Annotated in this window: 23 protein-coding genes and 1 pseudogene; 16 read left to right on the forward strand and 8 right to left on the reverse strand. The window is 73.1% G+C overall.

Annotated features, from left to right (window positions below; translation table 11 throughout):
* Positions 1 to 187 precede the first annotated feature (187 nt).
* The 7 genes from ACU436_RS35435 (at position 188) to ACU436_RS35465 (ending at position 7,846) form a co-directional block, all read left to right on the forward strand.
* Positions 188 to 781 carry a hypothetical protein gene (locus tag ACU436_RS35435; protein WP_459031448.1) on the forward strand — a complete coding sequence of 198 codons (594 nt, stop codon included), beginning with the start codon at positions 188 to 190 and terminating at the stop codon, positions 779 to 781.
* Positions 782 to 1,090: 309 nt separating this feature from the next.
* Positions 1,091 to 2,005 carry a LysR family transcriptional regulator gene (locus ACU436_RS35440; RefSeq protein WP_459031449.1) on the forward strand — a complete coding sequence of 305 codons (915 nt, stop codon included), beginning with the start codon at positions 1,091 to 1,093 and terminating at the stop codon, positions 2,003 to 2,005.
* 132 nt (positions 2,006 to 2,137) lie between these two features.
* Positions 2,138 to 3,307 (forward strand): Glu/Leu/Phe/Val family dehydrogenase, encoded by a 1,170-nt coding sequence (locus ACU436_RS35445; RefSeq protein WP_459031450.1) that lies wholly within the window; start codon positions 2,138 to 2,140, stop codon positions 3,305 to 3,307.
* 244 nt (positions 3,308 to 3,551) lie between these two features.
* Positions 3,552 to 5,138, forward strand: a complete 1,587-nt coding sequence (locus tag ACU436_RS35450; RefSeq protein ID WP_459031451.1) for an amidohydrolase — start codon at positions 3,552 to 3,554, stop codon at positions 5,136 to 5,138.
* A 39-nt stretch (positions 5,139 to 5,177) separates the two neighbouring features.
* On the forward strand, positions 5,178 to 6,137 hold the full coding sequence (locus ACU436_RS35455; protein WP_459031452.1) for an ABC transporter substrate-binding protein: 960 nt from the start codon (positions 5,178 to 5,180) through the stop codon (positions 6,135 to 6,137).
* A 6-nt stretch (positions 6,138 to 6,143) separates the two neighbouring features.
* Positions 6,144 to 7,082: an amino acid ABC transporter permease gene (locus ACU436_RS35460; protein WP_459031453.1), complete on the forward strand. Its 939-nt coding sequence runs from the start codon at positions 6,144 to 6,146 to the stop codon at positions 7,080 to 7,082.
* A 35-nt stretch (positions 7,083 to 7,117) separates the two neighbouring features.
* Positions 7,118 to 7,846 (forward strand): amino acid ABC transporter ATP-binding protein, encoded by a 729-nt coding sequence (locus ACU436_RS35465; protein WP_459031551.1) that lies wholly within the window; start codon positions 7,118 to 7,120, stop codon positions 7,844 to 7,846.
* A 36-nt stretch (positions 7,847 to 7,882) separates the two neighbouring features.
* On the opposite strand, the gene ACU436_RS35470 is transcribed toward ACU436_RS35465, so the two are convergent.
* From ACU436_RS35470 to ACU436_RS35490, 5 genes are all read right to left on the reverse strand, one after another.
* Entirely contained in the window at positions 7,883 to 8,605 is a 723-nt protein-coding gene (locus ACU436_RS35470) for an HAD family hydrolase (RefSeq protein WP_459031454.1), read from the reverse strand.
* 114 nt (positions 8,606 to 8,719) lie between these two features.
* Positions 8,720 to 9,058 carry a P-II family nitrogen regulator gene (locus ACU436_RS35475; protein ID WP_459031455.1) on the reverse strand — a complete coding sequence of 113 codons (339 nt, stop codon included), beginning with the start codon at positions 9,056 to 9,058 and terminating at the stop codon, positions 8,720 to 8,722.
* Entirely contained in the window at positions 9,055 to 10,359 is a 1,305-nt protein-coding gene (locus tag ACU436_RS35480; protein ID WP_459031456.1) for an ammonium transporter, read from the reverse strand. Before ACU436_RS35480 ends, ACU436_RS35475 begins: the two co-directional genes overlap by 4 nt.
* 130 nt (positions 10,360 to 10,489) lie before the next feature.
* Positions 10,490 to 11,245 (reverse strand): ZIP family metal transporter, encoded by a 756-nt coding sequence (locus ACU436_RS35485; RefSeq protein ID WP_459031552.1) that lies wholly within the window; start codon positions 11,243 to 11,245, stop codon positions 10,490 to 10,492.
* A gap of 280 nt (positions 11,246 to 11,525) precedes the next feature.
* Positions 11,526 to 12,311 (reverse strand): IclR family transcriptional regulator, encoded by a 786-nt coding sequence (locus ACU436_RS35490; protein ID WP_459031457.1) that lies wholly within the window; start codon positions 12,309 to 12,311, stop codon positions 11,526 to 11,528.
* A gap of 162 nt (positions 12,312 to 12,473) precedes the next feature.
* Between ACU436_RS35490 and ACU436_RS35495 the strand changes: the two genes are divergently transcribed.
* From ACU436_RS35495 to ACU436_RS35535, 9 genes are all read left to right on the forward strand, one after another.
* Positions 12,474 to 14,120, forward strand: coding sequence for a class I adenylate-forming enzyme family protein (locus ACU436_RS35495; RefSeq protein WP_459031458.1), 1,647 nt, complete (start codon positions 12,474 to 12,476; stop codon positions 14,118 to 14,120).
* Positions 14,117 to 14,995 carry a cyclase family protein gene (locus tag ACU436_RS35500; RefSeq protein ID WP_459031459.1) on the forward strand — a complete coding sequence of 293 codons (879 nt, stop codon included), beginning with the start codon at positions 14,117 to 14,119 and terminating at the stop codon, positions 14,993 to 14,995. Before ACU436_RS35495 ends, ACU436_RS35500 begins: the two co-directional genes overlap by 4 nt.
* A complete protein-coding gene (locus ACU436_RS35505) occupies positions 14,992 to 16,185 on the forward strand; it encodes an acetyl-CoA hydrolase/transferase family protein (protein ID WP_459031460.1) in 1,194 nt (397 codons plus the stop codon). Before ACU436_RS35500 ends, ACU436_RS35505 begins: the two co-directional genes overlap by 4 nt.
* Positions 16,182 to 17,186, forward strand: a complete 1,005-nt coding sequence (locus ACU436_RS35510) for a phosphotransferase family protein (protein ID WP_459031461.1) — start codon at positions 16,182 to 16,184, stop codon at positions 17,184 to 17,186. Before ACU436_RS35505 ends, ACU436_RS35510 begins: the two co-directional genes overlap by 4 nt.
* Positions 17,183 to 17,542, forward strand: coding sequence for a hypothetical protein (locus ACU436_RS35515; RefSeq protein WP_459031462.1), 360 nt, complete (start codon positions 17,183 to 17,185; stop codon positions 17,540 to 17,542). Before ACU436_RS35510 ends, ACU436_RS35515 begins: the two co-directional genes overlap by 4 nt.
* A 17-nt stretch (positions 17,543 to 17,559) precedes the next feature.
* Complete coding sequence (locus tag ACU436_RS35520) at positions 17,560 to 18,699, forward strand: hypothetical protein (RefSeq protein ID WP_459031463.1); 1,140 nt, start codon at positions 17,560 to 17,562, stop codon at positions 18,697 to 18,699.
* A gap of 130 nt (positions 18,700 to 18,829) precedes the next feature.
* On the forward strand, positions 18,830 to 19,873 hold the full coding sequence (locus tag ACU436_RS35525; protein ID WP_459031464.1) for an alcohol dehydrogenase catalytic domain-containing protein: 1,044 nt from the start codon (positions 18,830 to 18,832) through the stop codon (positions 19,871 to 19,873).
* A complete protein-coding gene (locus tag ACU436_RS35530) occupies positions 19,870 to 20,886 on the forward strand; it encodes a CaiB/BaiF CoA transferase family protein (protein ID WP_459031465.1) in 1,017 nt (338 codons plus the stop codon). The genes ACU436_RS35525 and ACU436_RS35530 overlap by 4 nt, the downstream gene beginning before the upstream one ends.
* A gap of 11 nt (positions 20,887 to 20,897) precedes the next feature.
* Positions 20,898 to 21,065 carry a hypothetical protein gene (locus tag ACU436_RS35535; protein WP_459031554.1) on the forward strand — a complete coding sequence of 56 codons (168 nt, stop codon included), beginning with the start codon at positions 20,898 to 20,900 and terminating at the stop codon, positions 21,063 to 21,065.
* Positions 21,066 to 21,248: 183 nt separating this feature from the next.
* Here ACU436_RS35535 and ACU436_RS35540 read toward each other — a convergent pair.
* The 3 genes and pseudogenes from ACU436_RS35540 to ACU436_RS35550 all read right to left on the reverse strand — a co-directional run.
* Positions 21,249 to 21,521, reverse strand: a pseudogene (locus ACU436_RS35540) (hypothetical protein); the annotation flags it as partial.
* 15 nt (positions 21,522 to 21,536) lie between these two features.
* A complete protein-coding gene (locus tag ACU436_RS35545) occupies positions 21,537 to 22,934 on the reverse strand; it encodes a PepSY-associated TM helix domain-containing protein (protein ID WP_459031466.1) in 1,398 nt (465 codons plus the stop codon).
* Between the two features lie 46 nt (positions 22,935 to 22,980).
* Positions 22,981 to 23,682 carry a DUF5134 domain-containing protein gene (locus ACU436_RS35550; protein WP_459031467.1) on the reverse strand — a complete coding sequence of 234 codons (702 nt, stop codon included), beginning with the start codon at positions 23,680 to 23,682 and terminating at the stop codon, positions 22,981 to 22,983.
* Positions 23,683 to 23,788: the final 106 nt, after the last annotated feature.

The following is a 23,788-nucleotide window of genomic DNA, read 5'->3' on the forward strand; positions in this document are numbered from 1 at the left end:
CTACCTCGGGTGTCACTGGGCCGGCTCACCTCGGCACCAAAACCGGCCAATTCGCACATGAGAGTGGCCGATCTCGCCAGATCACGACATGGTCCGGCCATATCGCGGAGATCGTGAACCAGGCTCCGGCCCCGGTCGTGTCGAGCAAAGCAGGTACGAGTACTACACATAGCTCGGGGGAGCACCGATGCACGAGTACGCGACACATGACGATCCGACGGTGACGCCGACCCACGACCGTCCCGGTACGGTCACCGACTCCATGTCGGCGAGCCGCTCGCGCGGATCCGCCGGCGCTTGCCGCCTCTTCACGGTCCTGGTGTTGACGGTTGTGGGGTTGACCGGCGCGGTGAGCACGGCGGCGGCGGGACAGCCGACAGCTCTCGGCTCGCCGGCCACGGTCACCAGGCCCCTGCCTGACAACGACGGCCAGAAGGGTGGCGACCGGAACGGCGATGAGTTTCCGTGTGCCGGGAAGGTCACGACCGGGGCGGGTTTTGAGGCGCTGATCTGCCCGGACTGGTCACCGACCGGCCGCATCCCGGTCTTCGAGAAGCCGGATGCGAACTCCAAGGAGATCGGCCACATCAACGCGGCCGGTGACGACATCTACTTCTGCCAGAAGAAGGGTGTGACCGGCCACCAGCTGGGCGAGTTCGTGAACAACTGGTGGGCCTTCACCGAAGCCGACGGCAAGCCGGGTCGCGGGTGGGTACCCGAGACCTACTTCAAGGGCGGCGGGCCCAACGAGAAGGACGCTGTACTGCAGGACTGCAAGTAATCACCCTCCTGGCCGACCACGAGCCGGGCGCCGCGGACCGCAGCGCCCGGCTACGTCCTGCGCTGGAGGTCCCGGGGTCCGCTCGTGGGTGTCGAACTCGCGGTGTCGGTAGCCGTTGCGGACGTTGGTCCGCTCCGGCGATGTTTCGCCGTAGTACTACAGCTCTTCCCAGCCAAGATCCGAGGTATCGGGCGTCCATGGTCGTGGAGACAGCCATGGACACCCGAAACTTCGGCTCATGGCCGCGCACCGACGGGCATGAGCCGTCGTACGGTGACGACGGGTACCGCCGTCCCGCTACCGTGCCGTGTGCTCAACCCCATCCATCTGCGCACCCTGCAGGAGTGCGTGCGCACCGGATCATTCGCCGAGGCCGCGCGGGTGCTGGGCTACACCGCCTCCGCGGTGTCGCAGCACGTGGTGTTGCTGGAACGGGCCGTCGGCGCCCCCCTGTTCGAGCGATCGACGCGGAGCGTCCGGGCCACACCGGTGGCCGAGATGCTCGCCCTGCGCACCGTCGGGGTCCTGAGCGCGCTGGCCACGGTGGAGCGCGAAGCGGCGGCCATGGTCCGTCCCGACGCCGGCATCCTGCGGCTGGCGTCCTTCGCCACCGCGAGCGTCCGGATCCTGCCCGACGCGCTGGCCGCCGTCGTCGCCCAGCGCCCGAACGCCCTGGTCCAGCTGGACGAGGACGAGCCGGACGAGGTGCTCGACAGGGTCGTCGACGGGTCGCTGGACGCCGCGGTGGTGTTCGAGTACGACCTGGCACCCCGGGCCTGGCCGGCCAGCCTCCGCACGCTGGAGCTGCTCGCCGAGCCCCTCACCCTCATCGTGCCGTCCGGGCACCCGCTCTCCACCGCCGCCGAGGTCGGGTTCGGTGACCTGCGCGACGAGCCGTGGATCTGCACCCGGGCCGACACCGCAGGCGCGCACGCCCTCGCGAGGCTCGCCGCGCGGTTCGGGTTCGAGCCCCGCGTGATCTGCCGCAGCAACGACTACCAGGTCATCGTGAACCTGGTGGCCAGGGCGCTCGGGGTGGCCGTGGTGCCCGGGCTGGCGATGCCACCCGCTCCGCGCGATGCCGTGACCCGGCTGTCGGTTCCGGACCTCCACACGCATCGCCGGGTGCTCGTGCTGTACCGGGAGCACAACCAGAACCCGCTCCTGCGGCCGGCGCTGGACTGCCTCACGCGGGTCGCCGCCACGCTGGACCTCGCTCGATAGCCCGTCGCTGCCGCGGCTCACCACCAGCATCGCTGGTGCTGTGGCCTCGGACCTGTCGGGGTGAGCCTCCTGGCCTCCGGCCGCGCGGCCGGTGATGCTGGGCCGAGGCGCAACGTCGGAGGGGGAACCCCAGTGCGAGATGCCGCGACCGATGTCTTCTCGCTGATGGACGGGTGGGGGCCGGAGAAGGTGGTCTGCGTCGCGGACCGCCGCACCGGTATGAAGGGCGTGCTGGTCCTCGACAACACCGCGCGCGGGATGGGCAAAGGCGGCACCCGGATGAGCCCGACGCTCACGGTGACCGAGGTGGCGCGGCTCGCCCGCACGATGACCTGGAAGTGGGCGGCGGTCGACCTGTTCCACGGCGGGGCGAAGGCCGGGATCCTCGGCGACCCCACCGCGGAGGACAAGGAGGCGGTGCTGCGGGCGTTCGCCAGGGCGCTGGCCAACGAGGTGCCCCGCGAGTACGTGTTCGGCCTCGACATGGGTCTTTCCGAGCGCGACGCCGCGGTCATGGCCGACGAGCTCGGGGACCGCTCCGCCGCGGTCGGCCTCCCGCGAGCCCTCGGTGGGCTCCCCTACGACGAGCTGGGTGTCACCGGCTACGGGGTCGCCGAGGCGACGGACGCGGCCGCCGCGGACATCGGGATGTGCCTCGCGGGCGCGCGGGTCGTGGTCCAGGGTTTCGGCGCGGTCGGCAGCGCCGCAGTGCGCAGGCTCGACGCGCTCGGCGCGGTCGTCGTCGGGCTCTCGACGGCGCAGGGCGCGGTGCACCACCGGGACGGCCTCGACGTGGCGGCGCTGCTGAAGCTGCACGCGGAGGTCGGTGACGCCTGCGTGCACGAGTACGGCGTGGCGATGCCGGCCGACGAGCTGCTCCACCTCGAAGCCGACATCCTGGTGCCGGCGGCGCGGGAGGATGTGATCGACGAGCACGTGGCCGGTGCCACCACCGCCCGCCTCGTGGTCGAGGGCGCCAACATGCCCACCACGCCCGCCGCCCGCGAGCTGCTCGCCGCGCGCGGGATCGCGGTCGTGCCCGACTTCATCGCCAACGCCGGCGGCGTCGTGGCCGCCGCGCACTCCATGACGGCGCGGAGCTCGCCGTTCGCCCCGGACCCCGCGCGGATCTTCGCCATGATCTCGGAGAAGCTGCGGGCGAACACGACCGCAGTGCTCGACGAGAGCCGAAGGCGCCGAACGACGACGCACGACGCGGCACTGGCCATGGCCCAGGCACGGGTGCGCGCGGCCATGGAGCTGCGCGGGCAGCCCGCACCCCACCCTGCCGGAGCCGGGTGACGGGCCCACGACTCCAGCGGCCGGGTCACCATCGCGCTGGGCATGCGCAGCCTGGAGGCCCTCCAAGCGGTTCCGAGAGCGCCCCCGCCCAGGAAATCGACCTGCGCCGGGGAGCACCAGGATCGCTTGCCCTGAGGAACACGAATCGTCGTGATCCGTTCGGTGCTTCACCTGCTCGGATCTCCTTACAGTGCTCCCGGTCACCCTCGCGGAGAGTGACCGCGGGCCGCAACGAGGAGGTCGGGTGACCGTTCGCGTCTTCCGCAACGCCCGCATCCGTCCCGCAGCGCGCAGCGCGTCCGTCGTCGAGGCGCTGGCGGTCGAGGCGGGCGTCGTGCTCGCGGCCGGCACCGAGTCGCAGGTGCGCGCGGCCGTCGGACGCCGCGCGGACCTGATCGACCTCGAGGGCGCGACCGTCATCCCGGGCCCGTACGACGCGCACATCCACACCGCGAGCTACGCCCGCCAGCTCTCTGCCGTCGACCTGCGCACGGCCCGCTCGCTGGAGGAGGCGCTGGCGCGGATCACCGAGCACGCCGCCCGCCTCGCCGCGGGGGCGTGGGTGGTCGGCGGCCGCTGGAACAGCAACGTCTGGGAGCGGCCGGTGCAGCCGGACCGGCACGCGCTGGATGCGGTGTGCCCGGACCGGCCGGTGGCGCTGTCCAGCGTCGACGGGCACACGATGTGGACGAACTCGCGCGGCCTTGCGTTCGTCGGGATCGACCGCGACACCCCCGACCCGGTGGGCGGGCAGATCGTGCGCGACGCGGCGGGCGAGCCGACCGGGATCCTGCGGGAGTCGGCGATGTACCCGCTCAAGGCGCAGGTGGACGGCGCCGGGCCGGGGGACCTGCGCGAGCAGCTGCGGGCGGCGCAGGAGCGGCTGCTCGCCGTCGGGCTCACCAGCGTCCACGACATCGACGGCGAGGACTGCCGCGCCGCCTACCTCGACCTCCACCGGGCCGGTGAGCTGAAGCTGCGGGTGCACAAGGCGATCCCCGTCGCGCATCTGGACGCGGCGATCGCCGAAGGGCGCCGCACCGGGCAGGGCGACGACTGGTTCCGGACGGGGCCGGTCAAGCTGTTCAGCGACGGCGCACTCGGCTCGCACACCAGCCACATGAACGAGCCCTTCGCCGGGCAGGACGGGAACGCCGGCATCGCGGTCACCCCGTACGAGGACCTCGTCCGTCTCGTGCGCACCGCCAACACCGCCGGCATCGCGGTGGCGACGCACGCGATCGGCGACCGCGCGAACCAGCTGGTCCTCGACGCCTACGCGGCCGTCGGTGTGCCGGGCGGTCTCCGGAACCGGATCGAGCACGCACAGCACGTCCGGCCCCGGGACGTCGCCCGCTTCGCGCGGCTCGGTGTGATCGCCTCGATGCAGCCGACGCACTGCACCACCGACATCGACCTGGCGTCGACGATGCTCGCGGGCCGCGACCTCGCCTCGTACGCGTGGCGGGACGTGCTGAGCTGTGGGGCGGGTCTCGCGTTCGGTTCCGACGCGCCGGTGGAGGATCCGAACCCCTTCCACGGCCTGTTCGCGGCCGTGACCCGCACCCGCGCGGACGGCACCCCCGACGGCGGCTGGACGCCGGAGCAGTGCCTGGGCATCGGTGAGGCGCTCGCCGCGTACACGACCGGGTCGGCCTTCGCCGCTGGGGAGGAGGGCCGCAAGGGCGTCCTCGCGCCCGGCCGGCTCGCCGACTTCGTCGCGCTGGACACCGACCCGTTCACCGAGCCGCCGGACGCGGTGCGGCGAACCCGGGTGCTGACGACGGTCGTCGGCGGCGAGGTCCGCTGGCAGGAGTCCTCCCGGCAGTGAGGAAGAGCGGCACCCCGTCCCCGTGAGAAGGAACAGCACATGCGCCTGCGCACCACCGCTCCGGCCGTCGTGGCCACCGTACTGGCGCTCCTCGCCGCGAGCGCGTGCGGCGCCCAGAGCCTCGGCGACGACGACCCGGCGCCGGCCGGGCCGGCGGACGTCCAGCTCGACACCGCGCCCGCCGAGGACCGCGCGGCCGAAGTGATCAACGCGATCGTCGCGGACGAGGGGCTCGCGGCCACGGTGCCCGCCGAGATCCGGGCCGACGGGCTGAAGATGACGACCTCCCCCGGCTACCCACCGATGGAGATGTTCGGCTCCGACGGGACGACGATCATCGGTCTCGACCCTTCCCTCGGCAGGGCGATCGCCCGGAAGCTCGGCGTGCGGATCACCATCAGCGACGAGGACTTCAACGCGCAGATCCCCGGGATCGTCACCGGCCGCTACGACATCCTCATGTCGTCGATGACCGACAACGCCGAGCGGCGGACCACCGTGAAGTTCGTCGACTACCTCCAGGCGGGCGCCGGCATCATCACCCAGCGGGGCAACCCGGCCGGCATCGCGACACCGGCCGACCTGTGCGGCACGACCGTCTCCGTGGTCGACAACGGGTCGTCGCTGGAGCTCGCCGAGACCTACCACGCCGACTGCGCCGCGAGCGGCAAGCCGGGCCTGGACATCCTCAAGTTCCCGGGGGACCAGGAGGCCCTGCTGCAGGTGACCGGCGGTCGCGCCCAGGCCAACATCACCGACTACGTGGTCGCCGCCTACAAGGCGGCGGACCCGCAGCTGAACGTCGAGGCGATCGCGATCGACGGCACCGAGACGCTGTGGGGCATCGCGCTGAACCCGCAGAACGAGGAGCTCGTACAGGCGGTGAAGGGGGCCGTCGACGCGCTCATGGCCGACGGCGAGTACCTGCGGATCCTGCAGGCCTGGGGCCTCGAGGAGATCGCCCTGCAGGGCGGCGCGGTCGTCAACGGCGGCGAGTAGGGCGCGATGGCGAAGCGAACAGAGCCGTTCGTCGACGCGGCGGGCACGCGGATACCGATCGGGCGCACGTGGCACTGGGGGCGCTGGCTGGCCGGCGCCGCCGCGCTCGCGGTGTTCGCGTGGCTGGTCGGCCTCCTCGTCACGAACCCCTACCTCGACTGGCCGACCGTCGCGCGCTACCTGCTGGACCCCAAGATCCTCGACGGTGTCCTGGTCACGATCCAGATCTCGGTACTGGCCACGGTCATAGGCCTGACGCTCGGCGTGCTGCTCGCCGTCATGAAGCTGGCGCACAACCCGGTGCTGCGCTGGCTCTCCACGCTCTACATCTGGTTCTTCCGCGGCACGCCGGTGCTCGTGCAGCTCATCTTCTGGTACAACCTGGCGTTCCTGTTCCCGGAGCTGGTGCTGCGGGTCCCGTTCACCGACGTCGGTCTCAAGTGGGACACCAACGAGCTGATCACCGGGTTCACCGCCGCGATGCTCGGCCTCGGGCTGAACCTGGCGGCCTACTTCGCCGAGGTGGTGCGGGCCGGGATCCAGGCGGTCGACCGGGGCCAGACCGAAGCGGCCTACGCACTCGGCATGACACCGGGGAAGCGGATGCGCGTGATCGTGCTCCCGCAGGCGCTGCGCATCATCATCCCGCCCACGGGCAACGAGTTCATCTCCATGCTGAAGACCACCTCGCTCGTCTACGTGGTGGCCGGGAGCGACCTGATGACGAACGCGAGCGAGATCTACAAGGGCAACAACCGGATCATGGAGCTGCTCATCGTCGCCAGCCTCTGGTACATGCTGATGACGGCGGTCGCCACCGTGCTGCAGGGCCGGCTGGAGCGCCGTTTCGGTTCCGACGCCGTTCGCCTCGTGCGTGCGGGCGGCCTGAACGCGCGGGTGCTGCCCCAGCGGCCCGCTCCGGCCGAGCGGGAGACGGTCCCGTGAGCGCCGAACCGGTGGTCGTCGCGCGCGACGTCCGGATGAGCTACGGGCACGTCCAGGTGCTCAACGGTGTGGACCTCACCGTCGCGCCGGGAGAGGTCAGCTGCATCGTCGGCCCGTCCGGATCGGGGAAGTCCACGTTCCTGCGCTGCGTCAACGGCCTCGAACCGGTGCTCGGCGGCACCTTGCGCGTCCTCGGTGAGGAGGTCGGTTACGAGCTGCGGGAGGGCACGTACCACGAGTGGAGCCCGCGGCGGTTCGCCACCTTCCGGGCGGACATCGGCATGGTGTTCCAGCGCTTCAACCTGTTCGCCCACCTGACCGCACTGGAGAACGTCGCCTGCGCGCCGGTGCACGTGACCGGCCTCGCTGCCGCCGAGGCCCGCACGCTGGCGATGGAGCACCTGGAGCGGGTCGGGCTCGCCGACCACGCGCACAAGCGCCCCCACCAGCTCTCCGGCGGGCAGCAGCAGCGGGTGGGCATCGCGCGGGCGCTGGCGATGCATCCGAAGCTCATCCTCTTCGACGAGCCGACCTCCGCGCTCGACCCGGAGCTGGTCGACGAGGTGCTGGAGGTGATGAAGGGGCTCGCGCTCGGCGGGATGACGATGGTGGTGGTGACCCATGAGATCGGGTTCGCCCGCGAGGTCGGCGACACGCTGTTCTTCTTCGCCGACGGTGTGGTCGTCGAGCAGGGCGACCCCCGCACCATGATCGCGAACCCGCAGCACGCCCGGACCAAGGCGTTCCTGTCCAGCGTGCTGTGACGGGCGGCGCCCGCGGGGTCAACATCGAGGGCCCGTTCAGATCCGCGTGCTGTCCTGACCGCCGCGCTCGAGCCCGGCGAGGGCGGCGGGGAGCTCCCGGGCGTCGACGACCTCGACGGTCGGGGCCGGACCCCCCGGATCCAGCCGGTGCCCCGGGCGGACGAGCCGGATCGTCGGGATTCCGGCCTCCAACGCCCCGCGGACGTCGCGAGCCGAGGCGGCCACGTGCACCAGCCCGGGCGCGGCCCGCAGCGCCCGCAGGTAGATCGCCGCCGCCGGCTTGAAGGCCTCGAGCCGCTCCGACGTCAGCACCCACTGCGGATCGACCAGCGGGTAGGCGCGGGTGGTGACGACCAGCTCATCGTCCACGTTGGACAGGATGCCGACCGCGGCGTGCGCCGCGACCGCCGAGATCCCGTCCTCGACATCGCCCCACAGCGGCCACCGCGCTGCACTCCGCCACAGGAGATCGAGATCGGCCTCCGGGCACCCGTGCAGTCCGAGCTGGTCGTAGGCGAGGCGGAGGGCGTCGCTGGACAGCGCGCGGAACGACGTCGAAGGACCGAGAGCGGCGCGGCGCTGCTGCTCCTTGTTGTGCCCGTCCCAGACGTCGTAGATCTCCTCCCCCGGCACCGACCAGCCACGCACCGCGGCAATCTCGGTGAAGGCGGCCGCGGCCCCGCGGCGGGAGTCGGTCATGGCGCTGAACAGGTCGAAGGTGACCACGCGAGGAGAGTCGCCGACGTTCCCCTGCTGCACCCCGGAACGGTATCGGCGGCACCGCCCGGGCACAACGAGATCGTCGGCCGCCGGCCGTTCCTGGCGAGGCGCGGGTTCGCCACCGTTGATCACGCGCTCGAGGAGAGCACCGGCTCAGAGCGCGTCCGTTCCCCGCTCACCGGTGCGGACCCGCACGATGGTGTCGACGCGGGTGGTCCAGACCTTTCCGTCGCCGATCTTGCCGGTGCGCGCCGCATCGACCACCGCCGCGACCACCTTCTCCGCCGCGTCGTCGTCGACGACCACCTCGACCCGGACCTTGGGGACGAAATCGACGGTGTACTCGGCGCCGCGGTAGATCTCGGTGTGGCCCTTCTGCCGCCCGTATCCCTGCACCTCGCTGACGGTCATTCCGAGCACGCCGAGCTGTTCCAGAGCCGCACGGACGTCGGCGAGCGCGAACGGCTTGATGATCGCGGTCATCAGGATCATGGAGCGATCTCCTTCTCGGCCGGGTTCGCCGCCGGTCGTGAACTGCGCGCCGAGGACAGGAACGGAGCGTAGTCGTATGCGGTCTCGGCGTGCTCGGCTTCGTCGACGCCTTGCGACTCGACCTCGGGGGTGACCCGGAAGCCGATCGTGACCCGAATCAGCCACGCCAGCGCGGCTGTCACCCCGAAGGCGAACACCGCGGTGACGAGCGCGGCGACGACCTGCTTGCCGAGCTGGTCAGCGCCACCGCCGTAGAGCAGCCCGTCGGCGCCACCGGGGTTGACCGCAGTGGTGCCGAACAGACCGATCAGGACCATCCCGACCAGCCCACCGACGCCGTGCAGGGCCACGACGTCGAGCGAGTCGTCGTAGCCGAACCGGTACTTCAGGCGGATCGCGAGCTGGCAGCAGACCCCAGCGGCCAGACCGATCACCAGCGCACCGAACGTATCGACGAAACCGCACGCCGGCGTGATGCCGACGAGTCCGGCGACCGCGGCCGACGCGGCGCCGAGGCTGGTCGGTCGGCCGTCGAGCAGGTGCTCGACGGCCAGCCAGACCACCACCGCCGCAGCCGACGCCGTCATGGTGGTGACGAACGCGTTGCTCGCCACCGCCCCGGCGGCCAGCGCCGAGCCCGCGTTGAACCCGAACCAGCCGAACCACAGCAGCCCCGCGCCGAGCAGCACGGCCGGCAGGTTGTGCGGCCTCATCGGCTCGCGCGGCCAGCCCCGGCGACGCCCGAGCACCAGCGCGAGCGCGAGCGCCGACGCCCCGGAATTGATCTCCACTGCCGTACCACCGGCGAAGTCGAGCGCACCGAGCGCGCTGACCATCCACCCGCCGTGCGCACTGACGAGTCCGCTCGCCGCGAAGATCCAGTGCGTCAGTGGGACGTACACCAGCAGGGCCCAGAGCCCGACGAACAGGGCCCACGGCCAGAAGCGGGCGCGGTCGGCGATCGCACCGGAGATCAGCGCGCCGGTGATCACCGCGAACATCAACTGGAACATCGCGAACGCCTGCAGCGGAACGCCGTCGCCGACCGTGGCGCCGGTGTCACGCAGCCCGGCGTGCTCGAAGCCGCCGATCAACCCGGCGTGCGAATCGCCGAACGCCAGCGAGAATCCGACCAGCACCCAGACGAGCCCGATCACGCCGAGCGCGACGAAGCTCATCATCATCATGTTGAGCACGCTCTTCGAACGGACCATGCCGCCGTAGAAGAGCGCCAGCCCGGGCGTCATCAGCATCACCAGCGCCGCACTGCCCAGGACGTATGCCGTGTTCCCCGTGTCCACGCGGCGATCTTCAGAGCCTGCTGTTACGACGGCGCAACGGCGTGTTTCGTGGGTGTGAACTGAGCGCCTCGTCGAGTTACGTCTGCATGACGCTCGCGTTGCCGGGCGGATCGCCGATCTCCTCCCGCACCTACTCCCCGGCGAGGTGAATGATGAACGCGGTGATGAACCCGAGCGCGGTGACCAGCCCGGTCAGCGCGTGGGCGTTCTCGAACGCCTCAGGGATCATGGTGTCGGCGAGCATGGCCAGGATCGCACCGGCCGCGACGGCGGTGATCCCCGCGATCACCGCAGGAGCCACGCCATCCAGCGCGGCATTGCCGACGAGCGCCGCGAGCCCGCTGACCAGCGCGATCCCGCCCCACACACCGAAGACGTAGCCGGCGCTACGTCCGGCCTTCTTCATGCCCGCCGCGCTCGACAAACCCTCGGGCACGTTCGAGATGAAGATCGCGGCCAGAACTGCGGGGCTGACGCCCGTGCCGCCGAGCAGGGTCAACCCCAGCACGACCGACTCCGGTACTCCGTCGAGGAGCGCGCCGATGGCGATCGCAGCGCCGCTACCTGCCTGGTCGCCCTCCGATGGCTGCTGATCGCCAGAACGCTTGCGGTGCCGGGCACCCCGCCTGCCCAGCGCGGCATCCGCGGCCACGTAGACCACCGCGCCGGCCAGGAAACCGACCACTGTGGCGGTCGGGCCACCCCGCTCAGCGGCGTCGGCGACCAACTCGAACGCCAGCGCCGATATGAGCACCCCGGCCCCGAAAGCCATGATCCCCGCGACGACCTTCGGCGGCACCGGCGCCCACCACGCCACCGCCGCACCCAGTACCAGCGCTCCCCCCGCCACCAGGCCCCACAGCCCCGCCTCGAACCAAGCCGGCACGACACCCCCACATCGATCTCGCGCTGACGCCTCGACGCCGCCATCCGCCTTGCCATCCACGCTGCCACCACGGCCAGCGAGCGCGCGGATGCCCCACCGACACCGGACGAGCGACACATGGGCCGGTCAGGCCAGGCGGGCGATCTCGTCGGCCACCCGCACCGGGCGGTGCGCGTGGAGGTCGTGGTCGCCGCCACGGAACTCCACGAGCTCGGCGTGCGCCAGGGTCGTGGCCGCTTCGGTGAGCTGTTCGCGCTTGCAAGCAGGGCGGCGGCGCCGGTCACCCGGGAGCGCGCAGGCCCACGGCGCACGTGTCGCCGTGCATCCGGCCGAGGTCCCGCTCGATCTGCACGGCCGCTCCGCGGGCCGCCGCCAGCAGCTCCGCCTCCTCCGCCACGCTCATCCGGTTGCTGAGCGCGGAGATGTGGATCGCCGCCACGAGCGTGCCGTGGTCGTCCCGGATCGGGACGGCGAGGCCGACTACGCCGACGATCGCCTCCTCGCGGCTGATCGCGTGGTCCTGCTCGACGATGCGGGCGAGCTCGAGTTCCAGCTCCGCGGGCCCGGTGATGGTGTGCCCGGTCAGCTGTGGCCGGTCCTGTGCGAACAGCCGGCGGCGCAGCTGCCCGTCGTGGGCCGCGAAGAGCTTGCCGACCGACGTCGCGTGCAGGTGGAGCGACTGGCCGAGGCGGATGTCGACGGTCACCGGACGGGACCCGGGGAACCGGTCGACGTAGGCGACGCGGCGGCCGAACGGCACCGCGAGGTAGACGTCGTCCCCGGTCTCCCGGGCGAGCTCGAGCAGGTGCCGCCGGCTCAGCGCCCGCACCTCGAGCCCGTCGACGATGCGGATGCCCAGCCGCACGGCACGCGGGCCGAGGGAGTAGCGCAGGTCGTCGGCCACCGTGACGACCTCGGCTACGACCATGCGCTGCAACAGGTTGTGACTGCTGCTGATCGGCAGCTCCAGCCGCTTGCCGATCTCGGTGACGGTCATGCCGTCCGGGCGTCCGACGAGGAGCTCAAGGACGTCGAAGGTCCGGGAGTACCGGTCGCTGCCGCTCATGCCGAGATCGTAGCGACGCCCTTCCAGTTCTCGAAGGACACTTCCAGAGTGCGTACTTGACGGCTTCCCAACTCCGAATCTAGGTTCGGGAACACGAAGGCGGCTTCGAGCTCTGCGTCCAGCTGCCGTCAGCGCTGCATCGGCACGAGGAGGCCCGCCGAGGTGCCCGAGGTCCGCGCCGCCTGCCCCCCACCGGAGCCCACGGTTCCGCAGCTGATCGACGCCTTCGCCGCCCGCACGCCGGCGGCGGAGGCGCTCGTCGCCGGGAGCGAGCGCATCACCTACGCCGGGCTGGCGGCGCGCTCGCACGCCGTGGCACGCGCGCTCGCGGCGCTCGGCGTCGGCGCGGACTCCGCCGTCGGCCTCCTCGCCCCGAACATCGCCGACTGGGTGCCCGCGGCGGTCGGGGCGATGCGCTGCGGCGCGCGGGTCGACGCGTTCAACACCTGGGCCAAGGCCTTCGACCTGGATTTCCTGCTGCGTTCCTCGGCGGTCTCCGTCCTCGTCGTCGCCGACCGGGTCCGGGGCACGGACCTGCTCGCCGAGCTCCGCAGCCTGGTTCCCGAGCTCGATCGGCCCGGGCCGGTCCGCAGCGCCCGGTTCCCGGCCCTGCGGCACGTCGTGGTGATCGGCGCCACGACCGAGGTGCCGCCGGGCACGCACTCCTGGTCGCGGCTCGTGGACGACCACTCCGTCGGCGACCCGGTCGCCGAACCCCCGGACCGCGCAGCGGCCCCGGCCTTCGTCCTGTACACCTCCGGGTCCACCAGCACGCCCAAGGCGGTCCCGCTCTGCCATCGCGATCTCGTGGTGAACGGCTTCCACATCGGCGAGCGGATGGGCCTCTCGGCGCCCGACCGCGTGTGGCTCGGGTCGCCGCTGTTCTGGAGCTACGGCTGCGCCAACGCGCTGATGGCGACCCTTACGCACGGCGCGTCCCTCGTGCTGCAGGAGCACTTCACCCCCGCCGGCGCCGCAGACCTGTTCGCCCGCGAACGGGTCACCGCCGCCTACCTCCTCCCGACGATCATCGACGGGCTCGCCACCGAGGCCGCCGCGGAGGTCCGCGCCGTCGAGTCGCTGCGGACGGGCCTGACCATCGGGCGACCCGACGTCATCGGCCGTGCCGTCACCGAGCTCGGCATCCCCGAGATCTGCAACATCTACGGCTCCACCGAGACCTACGGCAACTGCTGCGTCACCGACCACCGGATGCCCCTGGAGCGCCGCCGGGTGACACAGGGCAGGCCCCTCCCCGGCGTCGAGATCCGCGTCGTCGACGACAGCGGCGGCGTGCTGCCCGCCGGTGAGCCGGGTGAGGCCCAGGTCCGCGGCCGGCTGACGCCCGGCTACCTCGGCGACGACGCCGCCACCGCGGCGGCGTTCACCCCGGACGGCTGGTACCGCACCGGTGACCGCCTGGCGCTCGGCGCCGACGGCTGCGTCGCGTTCGTCGACCGGACCGGCGACATGATCAAGACTTCCGGGATCAACGTCTCCCCGGCCGAGGTGGAGGGTTTCCTGGCCGGCCATCCCGGGGTGCGGGAGGTGCTCGTGGTGGGCGCGCCCCATCCCTCGAAGGACGAGGTGGCGGTGGCGTTCGTGGTCGCGCACGACCCGAGCCTGACCGCGGACCAGCTCGTCCAGCACGCCAAGCGGAACATCGCGGGCTACAAGGTGCCCTGGCTGGTCGTCATCGTCGACGAGCTGCCGCGCACCGGGACGGGCAAGCTGGTCCGCCGCGGCCTGCGCGAGCGGGCCGCCGCGCTCGTCGCCGGCGAGCCGGCGCGCACCGGGACGTCCCGATGACCGGCAACTGGGGCCGCTGGGGCGCGGACGACGAGGTGGGCGCGCTGAACCTGGTCACGCCCGAGGTCACCCGGCGCGCCGCGGGCCTGGTGCGCGACGGCCGGACGTTCACCCTCGCGCAGCCGCTCGGTCCGTCGAGCCCGTCGCCCGCGCACCGTCCCCGGCCCGCCCGGTACATGAACCGGGACGCAGGCGACTACGCGCTCGGCGCGCGCACCCCCGGCGGGTTCAAGTTCGCCGAGGACACGGTGCAGTTCCCCACGCACAGCGGCACCCACGTCGACGCGCTGTCCCACGCGTGGGCGGGCGAGCACCTCTACAACGGTCACCCCGAAGCATCGATCCGCAGCACCCGCGGGGCCCAGCGCTGCGGCGCCGAGCAGCTGACCCCGGTCGTCACGCGCGGGGTCCTGGTCGACCTGGTGGCGGTCGCCGGCGGCCCGCTGCCGCCACGGGCCGCGGTGGAGCCGGCCGACCTCGAGCGCGGGATCGCCGAGTCCGGTGTCGCTCCCGAACCGGGTGACGCCGTGCTGATCCGCACCGGCTGGTGGGAGTCGCACGGCACCGCGGGGGACTACTTCGCGGACGAGCCCGGCATCACCGGCGACGCCGCGGCCTGGCTGGCCGAGCGGGACGTCGCGCTCGTCGGGGCGGACAACTACGCCGTGGAACGGCAGGTCGAGGACGAGCCCGGGTTCCCCGCCCATCTCGTGCTCCTGCACCAGCACGGCGTTCCGCTGATCGAGAACCTCGACCTCGGCGGGCTCGCCGCGGCACTCGGCGAGGCCGGTCGTTCCGCCTTCCTCCTGCTCTTCGCACCGGTCCCGCTCGTGGGCTCGACGGGCAGCCCCGTCACCCCGGTGGCCGTCCTGTGACGGCGGACGGCTGGCTGTCGCTGATCCGGCCGGGCGACCTCGTCGTCGTCGCGCAGGGGGTCGGCGAGCCCACCCCCCTGCTGAAGCAGCTGCTCGCCGCGGCGCCGGCCGGTGTCGAGGTCTTCGTCGGCCTGTCGCACAGCGATGCGCTGACCGGGCCGTCCCGCGTGCCGCTGGTGTCCTTCGGCGCGATGGGGCCGTTGGGCCGGCCCCCGCACCGCGGCCGGGTCGCGGTGATCCCCGCGCACTTCGACGACCTGCCGCGGGTCCTGCCGCGCCGGGGCCGCGACCTGGTCCTGCTGGTGCAGGTCGCCGAGCCGGACCAGCAGGGCGGGCACAGCCTGGGCATGGCCGTGGACTACACCTACGAGCTGGTCGGCGGGGCGCGCGCGGTGATCGCCGAGGTCAACGACCAGCTCCCGGCCACCTCCGCCCCGCGGCTGCCGGAGTCGGCGTTCACCGCGCGCGTCCCGACCTCGCGGCCGCTCCCGGTCGTCCCGGCCCCGGAGATCCGCGAACCGCAGCAGCGCATCGCCGCCCACGTCGCCGGCCTGGTTCCCGACGGCGCGACCATCCAGCTGGGGTTCGGCACGGTGGCCGCCGCCGTCGGCAGGGCGCTGGGCGGGCACCGCGACCTGGCCGTGCGGTCCACGTTGGCCGGGGACTGGCTGCTCGGGCTCGCCGAGGCCGGGGCCCTGCGTCCGGACGCCGTCCTGATCAGCGAGGCCGCGGGCTCGCCCGAGCTCTACGAGTACGTCACCACGTCCGGTGTGGCCGTGCGTCCGGTCCACGAGGTCGCCGGGCCGCCCGCCGCGGGGGCCACCGGCCCGTTCGTGGCGGTCAACTCCGCGTTGCAGGTCGACCTGACGGGGCAGGTCAACGCCGAGGAGACCACCGAGGGCTACGTCGGCGGCATCGGCGGCCAGGCCGAGTACCTGCGCGCCGCCCAACGATCGCCGGGGGGCTGCGCGGTGGTCGCGCTCCCGGCCACCGCCGGCCGCCGCTCGCGGATCGTGCCGCGGTTGAACCCGGCCACGGTGACCACCCCCCGCTCGGGGGTGGACGTCGTGGTCACCGAGCACGGGGTCGCAGATCTGCGGGGCCGCAGCCTCTGCGAACGGGCCGCGTCCCTCGTCGCGGTCGCGGCGCCGGAGCACCGCGCGGTGCTCCGGGAAGGACGTCCGGGATGACCCGGCCGACCCCCACGCGGGCGCGCCGGGTCGCCGAGCTGCTGCGCGCGTTCCTCGCCGATCGGCCGGACGCCACCGGTCGGGTCGTCGACGTCCGCCGGGCCGACAGCGGCCGGTCCAGGGACAACTGGTTGTTCGACCTCGTCGGCGACGAGGAACGGGAGCCGCTGATCCTGCGCACCGACCCGGAAGGCGGGCTGGTCGAGACCGACCGCTCCGTCGAGTTCGCGGTGCTGCGCGGGCTGCAGGGCTGCGGCCTTCCCACCCCGGTACCCCGGTGGCTCGACGCGGACGGGCGGGCGCTCGGCCGCCCGTCGCTGATCATGCGGCGGCTGCCGGGCGTGTGCGACTACCGGGTGCTGCGCAGCCCCGCTCGCTCGCTCGCCGAGCGGACGGCGCTGGCCCGGACCCTCTGCGAGCTGCTCGCATCGGTGCACGGCGTGGACTGGCGGCGGCGCGGCCTGGGCGCCACGCTGGCCGACCCCGGTCCCGGCGCCGCGCGAGCCGCGCTGGACCTGTGGTCGGCGGTGCTCCGCCGGGACCAGCTGGAGCCCTGGCCGGAGCTGGAGTACGCGATCGCCGTGCTCGGCGAGCGGGCCCCCACCTGCACCGGCACCGTCCTCGTCCACTCGGACTTCAAGCCCGGCAACATCCTGCTCGACGGTGACCGGGTGACCGCGCTCCTGGACTGGGAGCTCGCCCACCTCGGCGACCCGCTCGAGGACCTCGGCTGGGTCACGCAACCGCTGCGCGCCGCCGAACACACCATCGAGGGCGCCTGGGAGGCCCCGGACCTCGTCGCCCACTACGAGTCCGTCACCGGCACCCGGGTGGACCGCGACGCGCTGGCCTGGTGGGTCGCGTTCTCCACGCTCAAGACCGCGGTCATGCAGGTCAGCGGCCTGCGCGCGTTCCTGGAGGGCCGCGCCGACGAGCCCTACCGGCCCACCCGCCGGGTCCTGTCCACCGTTCTGGACGCCGTGCTGGAGGACCGCTCGTGAGACCCACGATCGACGAGCAGCTGGGCGGCGCCGCCCGCCTGCTCCGCCTCGCCGAGGACGACCCCGAGATCACCCCGGCCGTCGCCGAGCTGGTCCGCAACGCCCGCCGGCTCGTGGAACGGGTCGGCGGCTCGTGGTCGGCCGCCCTGCCCTTCCTCCACGTCGACAACGCCCGCACGGCCGCCCTGCTGGGTCGTCCGGAACCCGGCCGCACCGGGGACCTCGCCGCCGCGGCCGCCCGCAACGAGGAGCTGCGGGCGGCCCTGACCCGCCGGATCCGGGAGCTCCCGGCCGGCCCCGACCGGGCCGCGATCGGTGCGCACCTGCGCGCCCGCGTGGCCGCCGACCCGACCTGACCCGCGAGGACGTGCCCGTGAGCGATCACCCCGGCCGCACCGCCGACGACGACCACTTCGCCGAGCAGTTCCCGCTCTCCCCGCTCGACGACTTCATGATCCACCAGACGCCGGACCCGGTCCGGATCATGTGGACCGGTGACCCGCGCGCCTACGAGCGCCACTGGATGGTCTCCTACGACGCGACCGGCGACATCCTCATCGCCACCGGCGGAAGCTTCTACCCCAACCTCGACCGGGCCGAGGCCTACGCCATCGTCAACGTCCGCGGGCAGCACACCGCCGTCCGCAGCTTCCGCCGGATCGGCGGCGACCGCGCCGACCTGCGGATCGGACCGATCGCGCCCGTGATCGTGCGCGGGCTGCGCGAGTGGCGCTACGTCCTGGAACCCAACGACTGGGGCGTCGCCTACGACGTCACCTTCGCCGACACCACCCGCCAGGTCTTCCGCGAGCCGCTCTCCAACTCCGCAGCGGGCAACCCACCAGGCCGCCGCAACGACGTGACCAGCGGATTCGAGTGTTTCGGCGCCGTCACGGGATGGGTGGAGGTCCACGGCGAACGGTTCACCCTCTCCCCCGGCTCCGCCGGCACCCGAGACCGCCACTGGGGCACCGGGCGCGGAGTCGGCGGGCCCGCGATGTCGCTGGGCGGGCGGCTGCACGTCGGCACCAACGGCAACGCCTTCGTCGCCTTCGGCGACTGGACCATCTGGGGCGACCGCCGCTACTACCCCTTCGGCGACGAGCGGAAGGGCTGCGGGAAGGTCGGCAAACCGACCCGCCGGCTGCGTTTCGAGCCCGGCACGCAGGTCTTCGCCGAGGGGATCGTCGACTACCGGTTCGACACCGGGGAGACGGCCCGGCTGCACTACGAGAAGATCGGCCAGCAGACCGCGTTCCTGCGGTGCGGCATGTACGGCGGGACCCCCGGCGGCGACATCCACCAGGGCGGCTACGACGGTCCCGACATGACCGAGGGCGAGACCCTCGACCTGACCCGGCCCGAGGCCCGGATCGGCGTGCGCGGCCTCGACGAGCACCTCTGCCGGGTCACCCGCGACGACGGCACCAGCGCGCTGGGGATCTACCAGGCCATCGATCCGGTGGCCTACGAGGCCTGCGTGTCCGAGCGCCCCGGCTGGGACTTCCTCTGACCCCGGCCGTCCCGTCCACCGCCGATCAGCGACGCATCGCGATCAACGCCAACACGTCGCTGATCCGCCCTCGCCCCCGACCGGGAGGCCAGCCACAGCTAGCGGTGCCGGTCCCCACGGAAAGGACACGATGGCCATCTCCGACAGGATGCGCTGCGTCGCGCTCGCCGGAACGGGAGCGCCCGACGTCCTGGTCCCCGAGTCCCGCCCCGTCCCCCGGACCGGTCCCGGCGACCTGCTGATCGCGGTGCGGGCGTGCGGGGTGTGCGGGCACGACCTGCTCGCCCGCCGCGGCCAGCTCGCGGCGCACCCCGGGACGGTGCTCGGGCACGAGATCGCCGGCGACGTCGTCGACGTCGGCCAGGACGTGGCGGACGGCCTGCTCGGGCGCAGGGTCGCGCTCGTCCAGCGCATCCCCTGCGGGCGCTGCCCGGACTGCGCGGCCGGCCTCCCGACGCTGTGCCGCGAGGGTGCCGGCTTCTACGGCGAGGACGTCCCCGGCGGGTATGCCGAGTACGTCCTGGCCACACCGCGCAACGTGGTGCCCCTCCCGGACTCCATCCCGGACGCGGCGGCGGCGATCCTGTCCTGCGCGGTGGGCACCGGGCTGCGGGCCCTGCGCCGCGCCGCCACCAGGCCCGGGGACGTCGTGCTCGTCACCGGGGCCGGCGGCGGGGTCGGCGTCCACGCCGTCGAGCTCGCCCGGCACCTCGGCGCCACGGTCGTGGCGCTGACCGGGAGCGCGACGAAGGAGAAGACGCTGCTCGAACTGGGCGCGGACGCCGTCCTGGTCTCCCCCGACGCCCGCGCGGTCCGGGACTGCGTGCGCGACCTCGGCGGCAGGCGCGGCGCGGACGTGGCACTCGAGCTCACCGGCGGCCCGACCTTCCCGATCGCCCTCCGCGCGCTCGCGCCGCGCGGCCGGCTGGTGCTGATCGGGAACACCGTGCCGGCCACGCTGCCGCTGGACCCGGGTCTCGCGATCGTCAAGGAGCTCACCGTCCACGGTTCCGCCCACGCGGACGCCACCGACCTCGCCGACGTCGTCGAGCTCGTCGCCTCCGGCGCCGTCACCCCGGTCCCGGCCCGGGCCTGGCCGCTCGAGGACGCGGCGCGGGCCCACGAGGCCGTCGAACGCCGGGAGATCACCGGGCGGGCGGTGCTGGTGCCATGAGCGCAAGCAGCCCGCTGCACGGCATGCGGGTGCTCGACCTGAGCCAGCAGCTGCCCGGCCCCTACGCGACGTTCCTCCTCGCCGGGCTCGGGGCCGAGGTCACCAAGGTCGAACCGCCCGGGGGCGACGCGGCCCGCCATCTCGACCCGCAGATGTTCGAGCACGTCAACGCCGGCAAGACGAGCGTCGTCCTGGATCTCAAGACCGACGAGGGACGCCGCCGCCTCCACGACCTGGTCCGGGAGCACGACGTGTTCGTCGAGGGCTTCCGGCCCGGGGTGACCGCGCGGCTCGGCTGCGACGTCGCGACGCTGCACGCGATCCGCCCGCAGCTGGTGTACTGCTCGATCAGCGGCGCGGGGCAGACCGGCCCGCTCGCCGGCCACCCGACCCACGACATCTCGCTGCAGGCCATGGCGGGCGTGCTCACCGGTGCCGGCGACGTCACCCGCATCGGGGTGCCGTGGGTCGACCTGGCCACCGGCAGCTCCGCCGCGCTCGCGATCACGGCGGCCTGGCACGCCGGCGAGGGCTGCCACCTGGACATGAGCCTGCTCGACGCCGCGGTCGCGTGGGCGCGGGCGAAGCCGTCGGCCCTGGAACCCGGCCCGGAACCCACGTACGGCACCCTCCGCACCGCCGACGGCGACCACGTGGTGATCGCACTGCTCGAAGACACGATGTGGGTGCGCCTCTGCACCGCCCTCGGCTGGGCGGCCGAACCCCGCCTCGCCCGGTACCGCGACCGCAGACGACACGCCGCCGAGATCAGGGACCGGCTCGAACGCGACGTCGCGCGCCTCACCCTCGCAGAGGTCGTGGCGCTGGCCGCACGGCACGACCTCCCGCTCGGCCCGGCCGACGCCACCGCCGGCACGATCGCGCAGGAGCAGATCGCGACCCGCTTCCCCGACGGCGCCGGGCGGGACTGCATGCCGCTGCCGGCGGCCCTCGTCCGCCGGCTCACCCCGGCCCCCGCCCTCGGCCGCGCCGACGCGGACGACCACCACTGAGAGGAGTCCCCGTGCTCGCCGCACTGCGTCCCGAAGGCGCCCGCCGCTGGAACAGCGTTCACCTACACCGCAACCGGCTCGTCACGGGCCTGCGCCAGTACAGCTACCTCGGCGCGCTCCTCGGCCTGACCCTCGCCCTCGACGACAGCTCCTTCCTCGACGGCGGGACCTCTCCATGATCGGTACCCCACTGGATCTCCCCGCGGGACATCGACGCGAGGACGCTCACCGATCGGCTGGCCCGAAGTCACCGTTGATCGGCAGGCCGGTGAGCAGCGGCTCCCGGCTTGGCCGAAGTCACAGGCCAGGGCCCGCTCACAGAGGTCGAGGGCTCGGTCGTGGTCGCCCAAGCGGCCGTGGTGCAAGCCGAGGTCGGTGAGCGCGATGGCTCGGCCGAGTTCGTCGCCCAGCTGGTCGAAGCGGTCGTGGGCGCGGAGGGCGGCGTCGAGCGCCTCGGCCGACCGACCTTGCAGGGCGTATGCGAGGTCCCGGTGGTAGAACGTCCACGCCTGACCGGCGGGGTGGTCGTGCGAGCGTTCGAGGGCGACGTCGAGGTGGTCGTGGGCGTCGGCGAAGCGGCCGAGCGGACGCACGAGCGGAGCGCGAGTACCCGGGCGCGCGGCCGGCCGGCACACCCCGCCGGGCCCGTCTCACGTGGACCGCCGGGCGAGGAGGTGCTGGCGGATCGCGTCGGCCATCAGGAACGCCAGCAGTGACAGCCCGAGGACCGGCATGAAGATGCCGACGGCCACGGCGACCAGGCCCACGACGATCACCGGCCCGGTGGACGGCCGATCGGTGCCCGCCGGGGTGATCGAGCCGGCCCGGGTGGGACGGCGCAGCCACCACATCCGGAACCCCCAGACGACCACGCAGATGATCCCGAGCGCGAGTGCGATGAGCAGGAGCTGGTTGCCGATCCCGAACAGGATGCCCATGTGCATCGAGATGCCCACCTCGGCGGCCTGGGCCATGAGCGGCCAGTCCTGCCAGCGCACCGCGTCCAGCACGGAGCCGGTGGTCGGGTCCACGGCCATCGCGTCCTGCTTCAGCGGCCACGACCGCTTGACCTGCGCGACCTGCCACGCCGCGCCGGCCTCCTCCGCCGGGGTGATGGCCACGGGGTCGGTCATCCCGGCGGCGCGGGCGCCGGCCAGCACAAGGTCGGCCGTCGCCCCCACCGTCGCCGGGTCGCTCGCAACGGCCGCCCCGCCGCCGGCGGCCGCCGGGAGCTCGGTGCTCACCGACGGCGTCGTCCAGCTCAACGCGGAACGGAGCTCGCCGACGTTCGCCCCGGCGAAGCTGGACCAGGTGAGGCCGGTCGCGGACAGGATCAGCATGCCGACCGCCGCCCACAGCCCCACAGCGCCGTGCCAGGACCGGATCCGGGCCCGGCCACGGGCGGAGCCCTGCGGGAGCAGCAGGCGGCGGGCCCTGTTGCGGGTCCGGCGCCGCGCGATCCAGAGCGTGAGCCCGGACAGCGCCAGCACCCACAGCCAGCTCGCGGCGAGCTCGGAGTAGAGCCGACCGACCTCGCCGAGGTGCAGGTTGCGGTGCAGGGTGTCGATCCACGCCCGGGTGGGCAGCCACTCGCCGAACGTGTCGAGGACCGCCCGGACCTCGCCGGTGTAGGGGTCGACGAAGGCGGTCCGCGCATAGTCCTGCGCCACTCCCGGAGCATCGAACGTGACCCGGGTGGTGCCGTCCTCGGCGATGGGCGGCCGGATCTCGGTCACGGTCCCGTCCGGGACCGCGGCCGCGGCGGCTGCGACCTGCCGTTGCAGGTCGAGCCTGCTCGTCCCGACCGACGTGTGCAGCGCGTCGCGGTAGAGGAGCTGGTCGAGCTGGGGCGTGATCGTGTAGAGCAGGCCCGTGCACGCGGCGACCAGGATGAACGGCCCGACGAACATGCCGACGTAGAAGTGCAGGCGGGTGAGGAGTGGGCGCAGACCGGCCCACCCGCCGCTCGTACCGGCAGATGGCGCGGCTTCCGTCGCGGCCGGTGCCGCGGAGGTCTCGGGCGGGCTCGGGTCGAGGATGTCGGACACGGTGACTCCGGTCGTCGGGGGGCGATCGGTTCGGGGTGGCAGGGGGTCAGAACATCGCGAGGAACATGCCGCCCATGCCGAGGCTCATCAGGAGGTGGCAGCACCCGTCCACGCGGCGGTTCGTGACCCGGGCGAGGCCGGGGCGGACGAGGGTGGCGACCCCGCCGCCACCCTCCGCCGGCACGACGGCCCGCCCGGTGTCGGCCCGCGCGGCCCGGAAGGCCCAGAACACCGCCGACGCGGCGAGGAGCACGACGAACGCCCAGGTCACGAGGGTGACCCAGGTCGGCGTGGCCATCGGCTCCATGCCGGCCATGCCCGCCATGTCCCCGCCGCCGGAGCCGTGGCCCGCGTGGCCCGCGTGGCCGCCCCCGCCGCCCGCCGTCGCGGACATGCCCATCAACGCGGGCATCGCGGCGACCATCCACACCATCGCGCCGTTCATCAGGACGTGGTCGACGCTCACCAGCGCGTCGTGGCCACCCGACACCGCCTGCGCGAGGAAGAACACGGCGAAGAGGCTGAAAACGACGAGCTGCAGGATGCCGCTCGCCGTCCCGGGCCCACCGGTCCAGGCCCACGCCATCGCGATCATCGCGATGCTCATCACCAGGTGGGACAGCTCGACGGTCCGATCGCCGTCCCGCTCGGCGCCCGAGGTCAGCAGGGCGTAGCGGACCACCGAGTACAGACCCGTGGCGAGGAACACGATCGTGAAGATCAACGACAGGGCGGGGGACTCGAACACGGGACGCCTCCTACTCTCCGTGGCAGAGGTCGTCGAAGGTGTCCACCCGGTTCCCCCAGTCCCGAGAACATTCCGGCGCGACTGCACGATCTTCCCGGCTTGGGCT

This window comes from Pseudonocardia wallangbongensis, assembly GCF_054486945.1.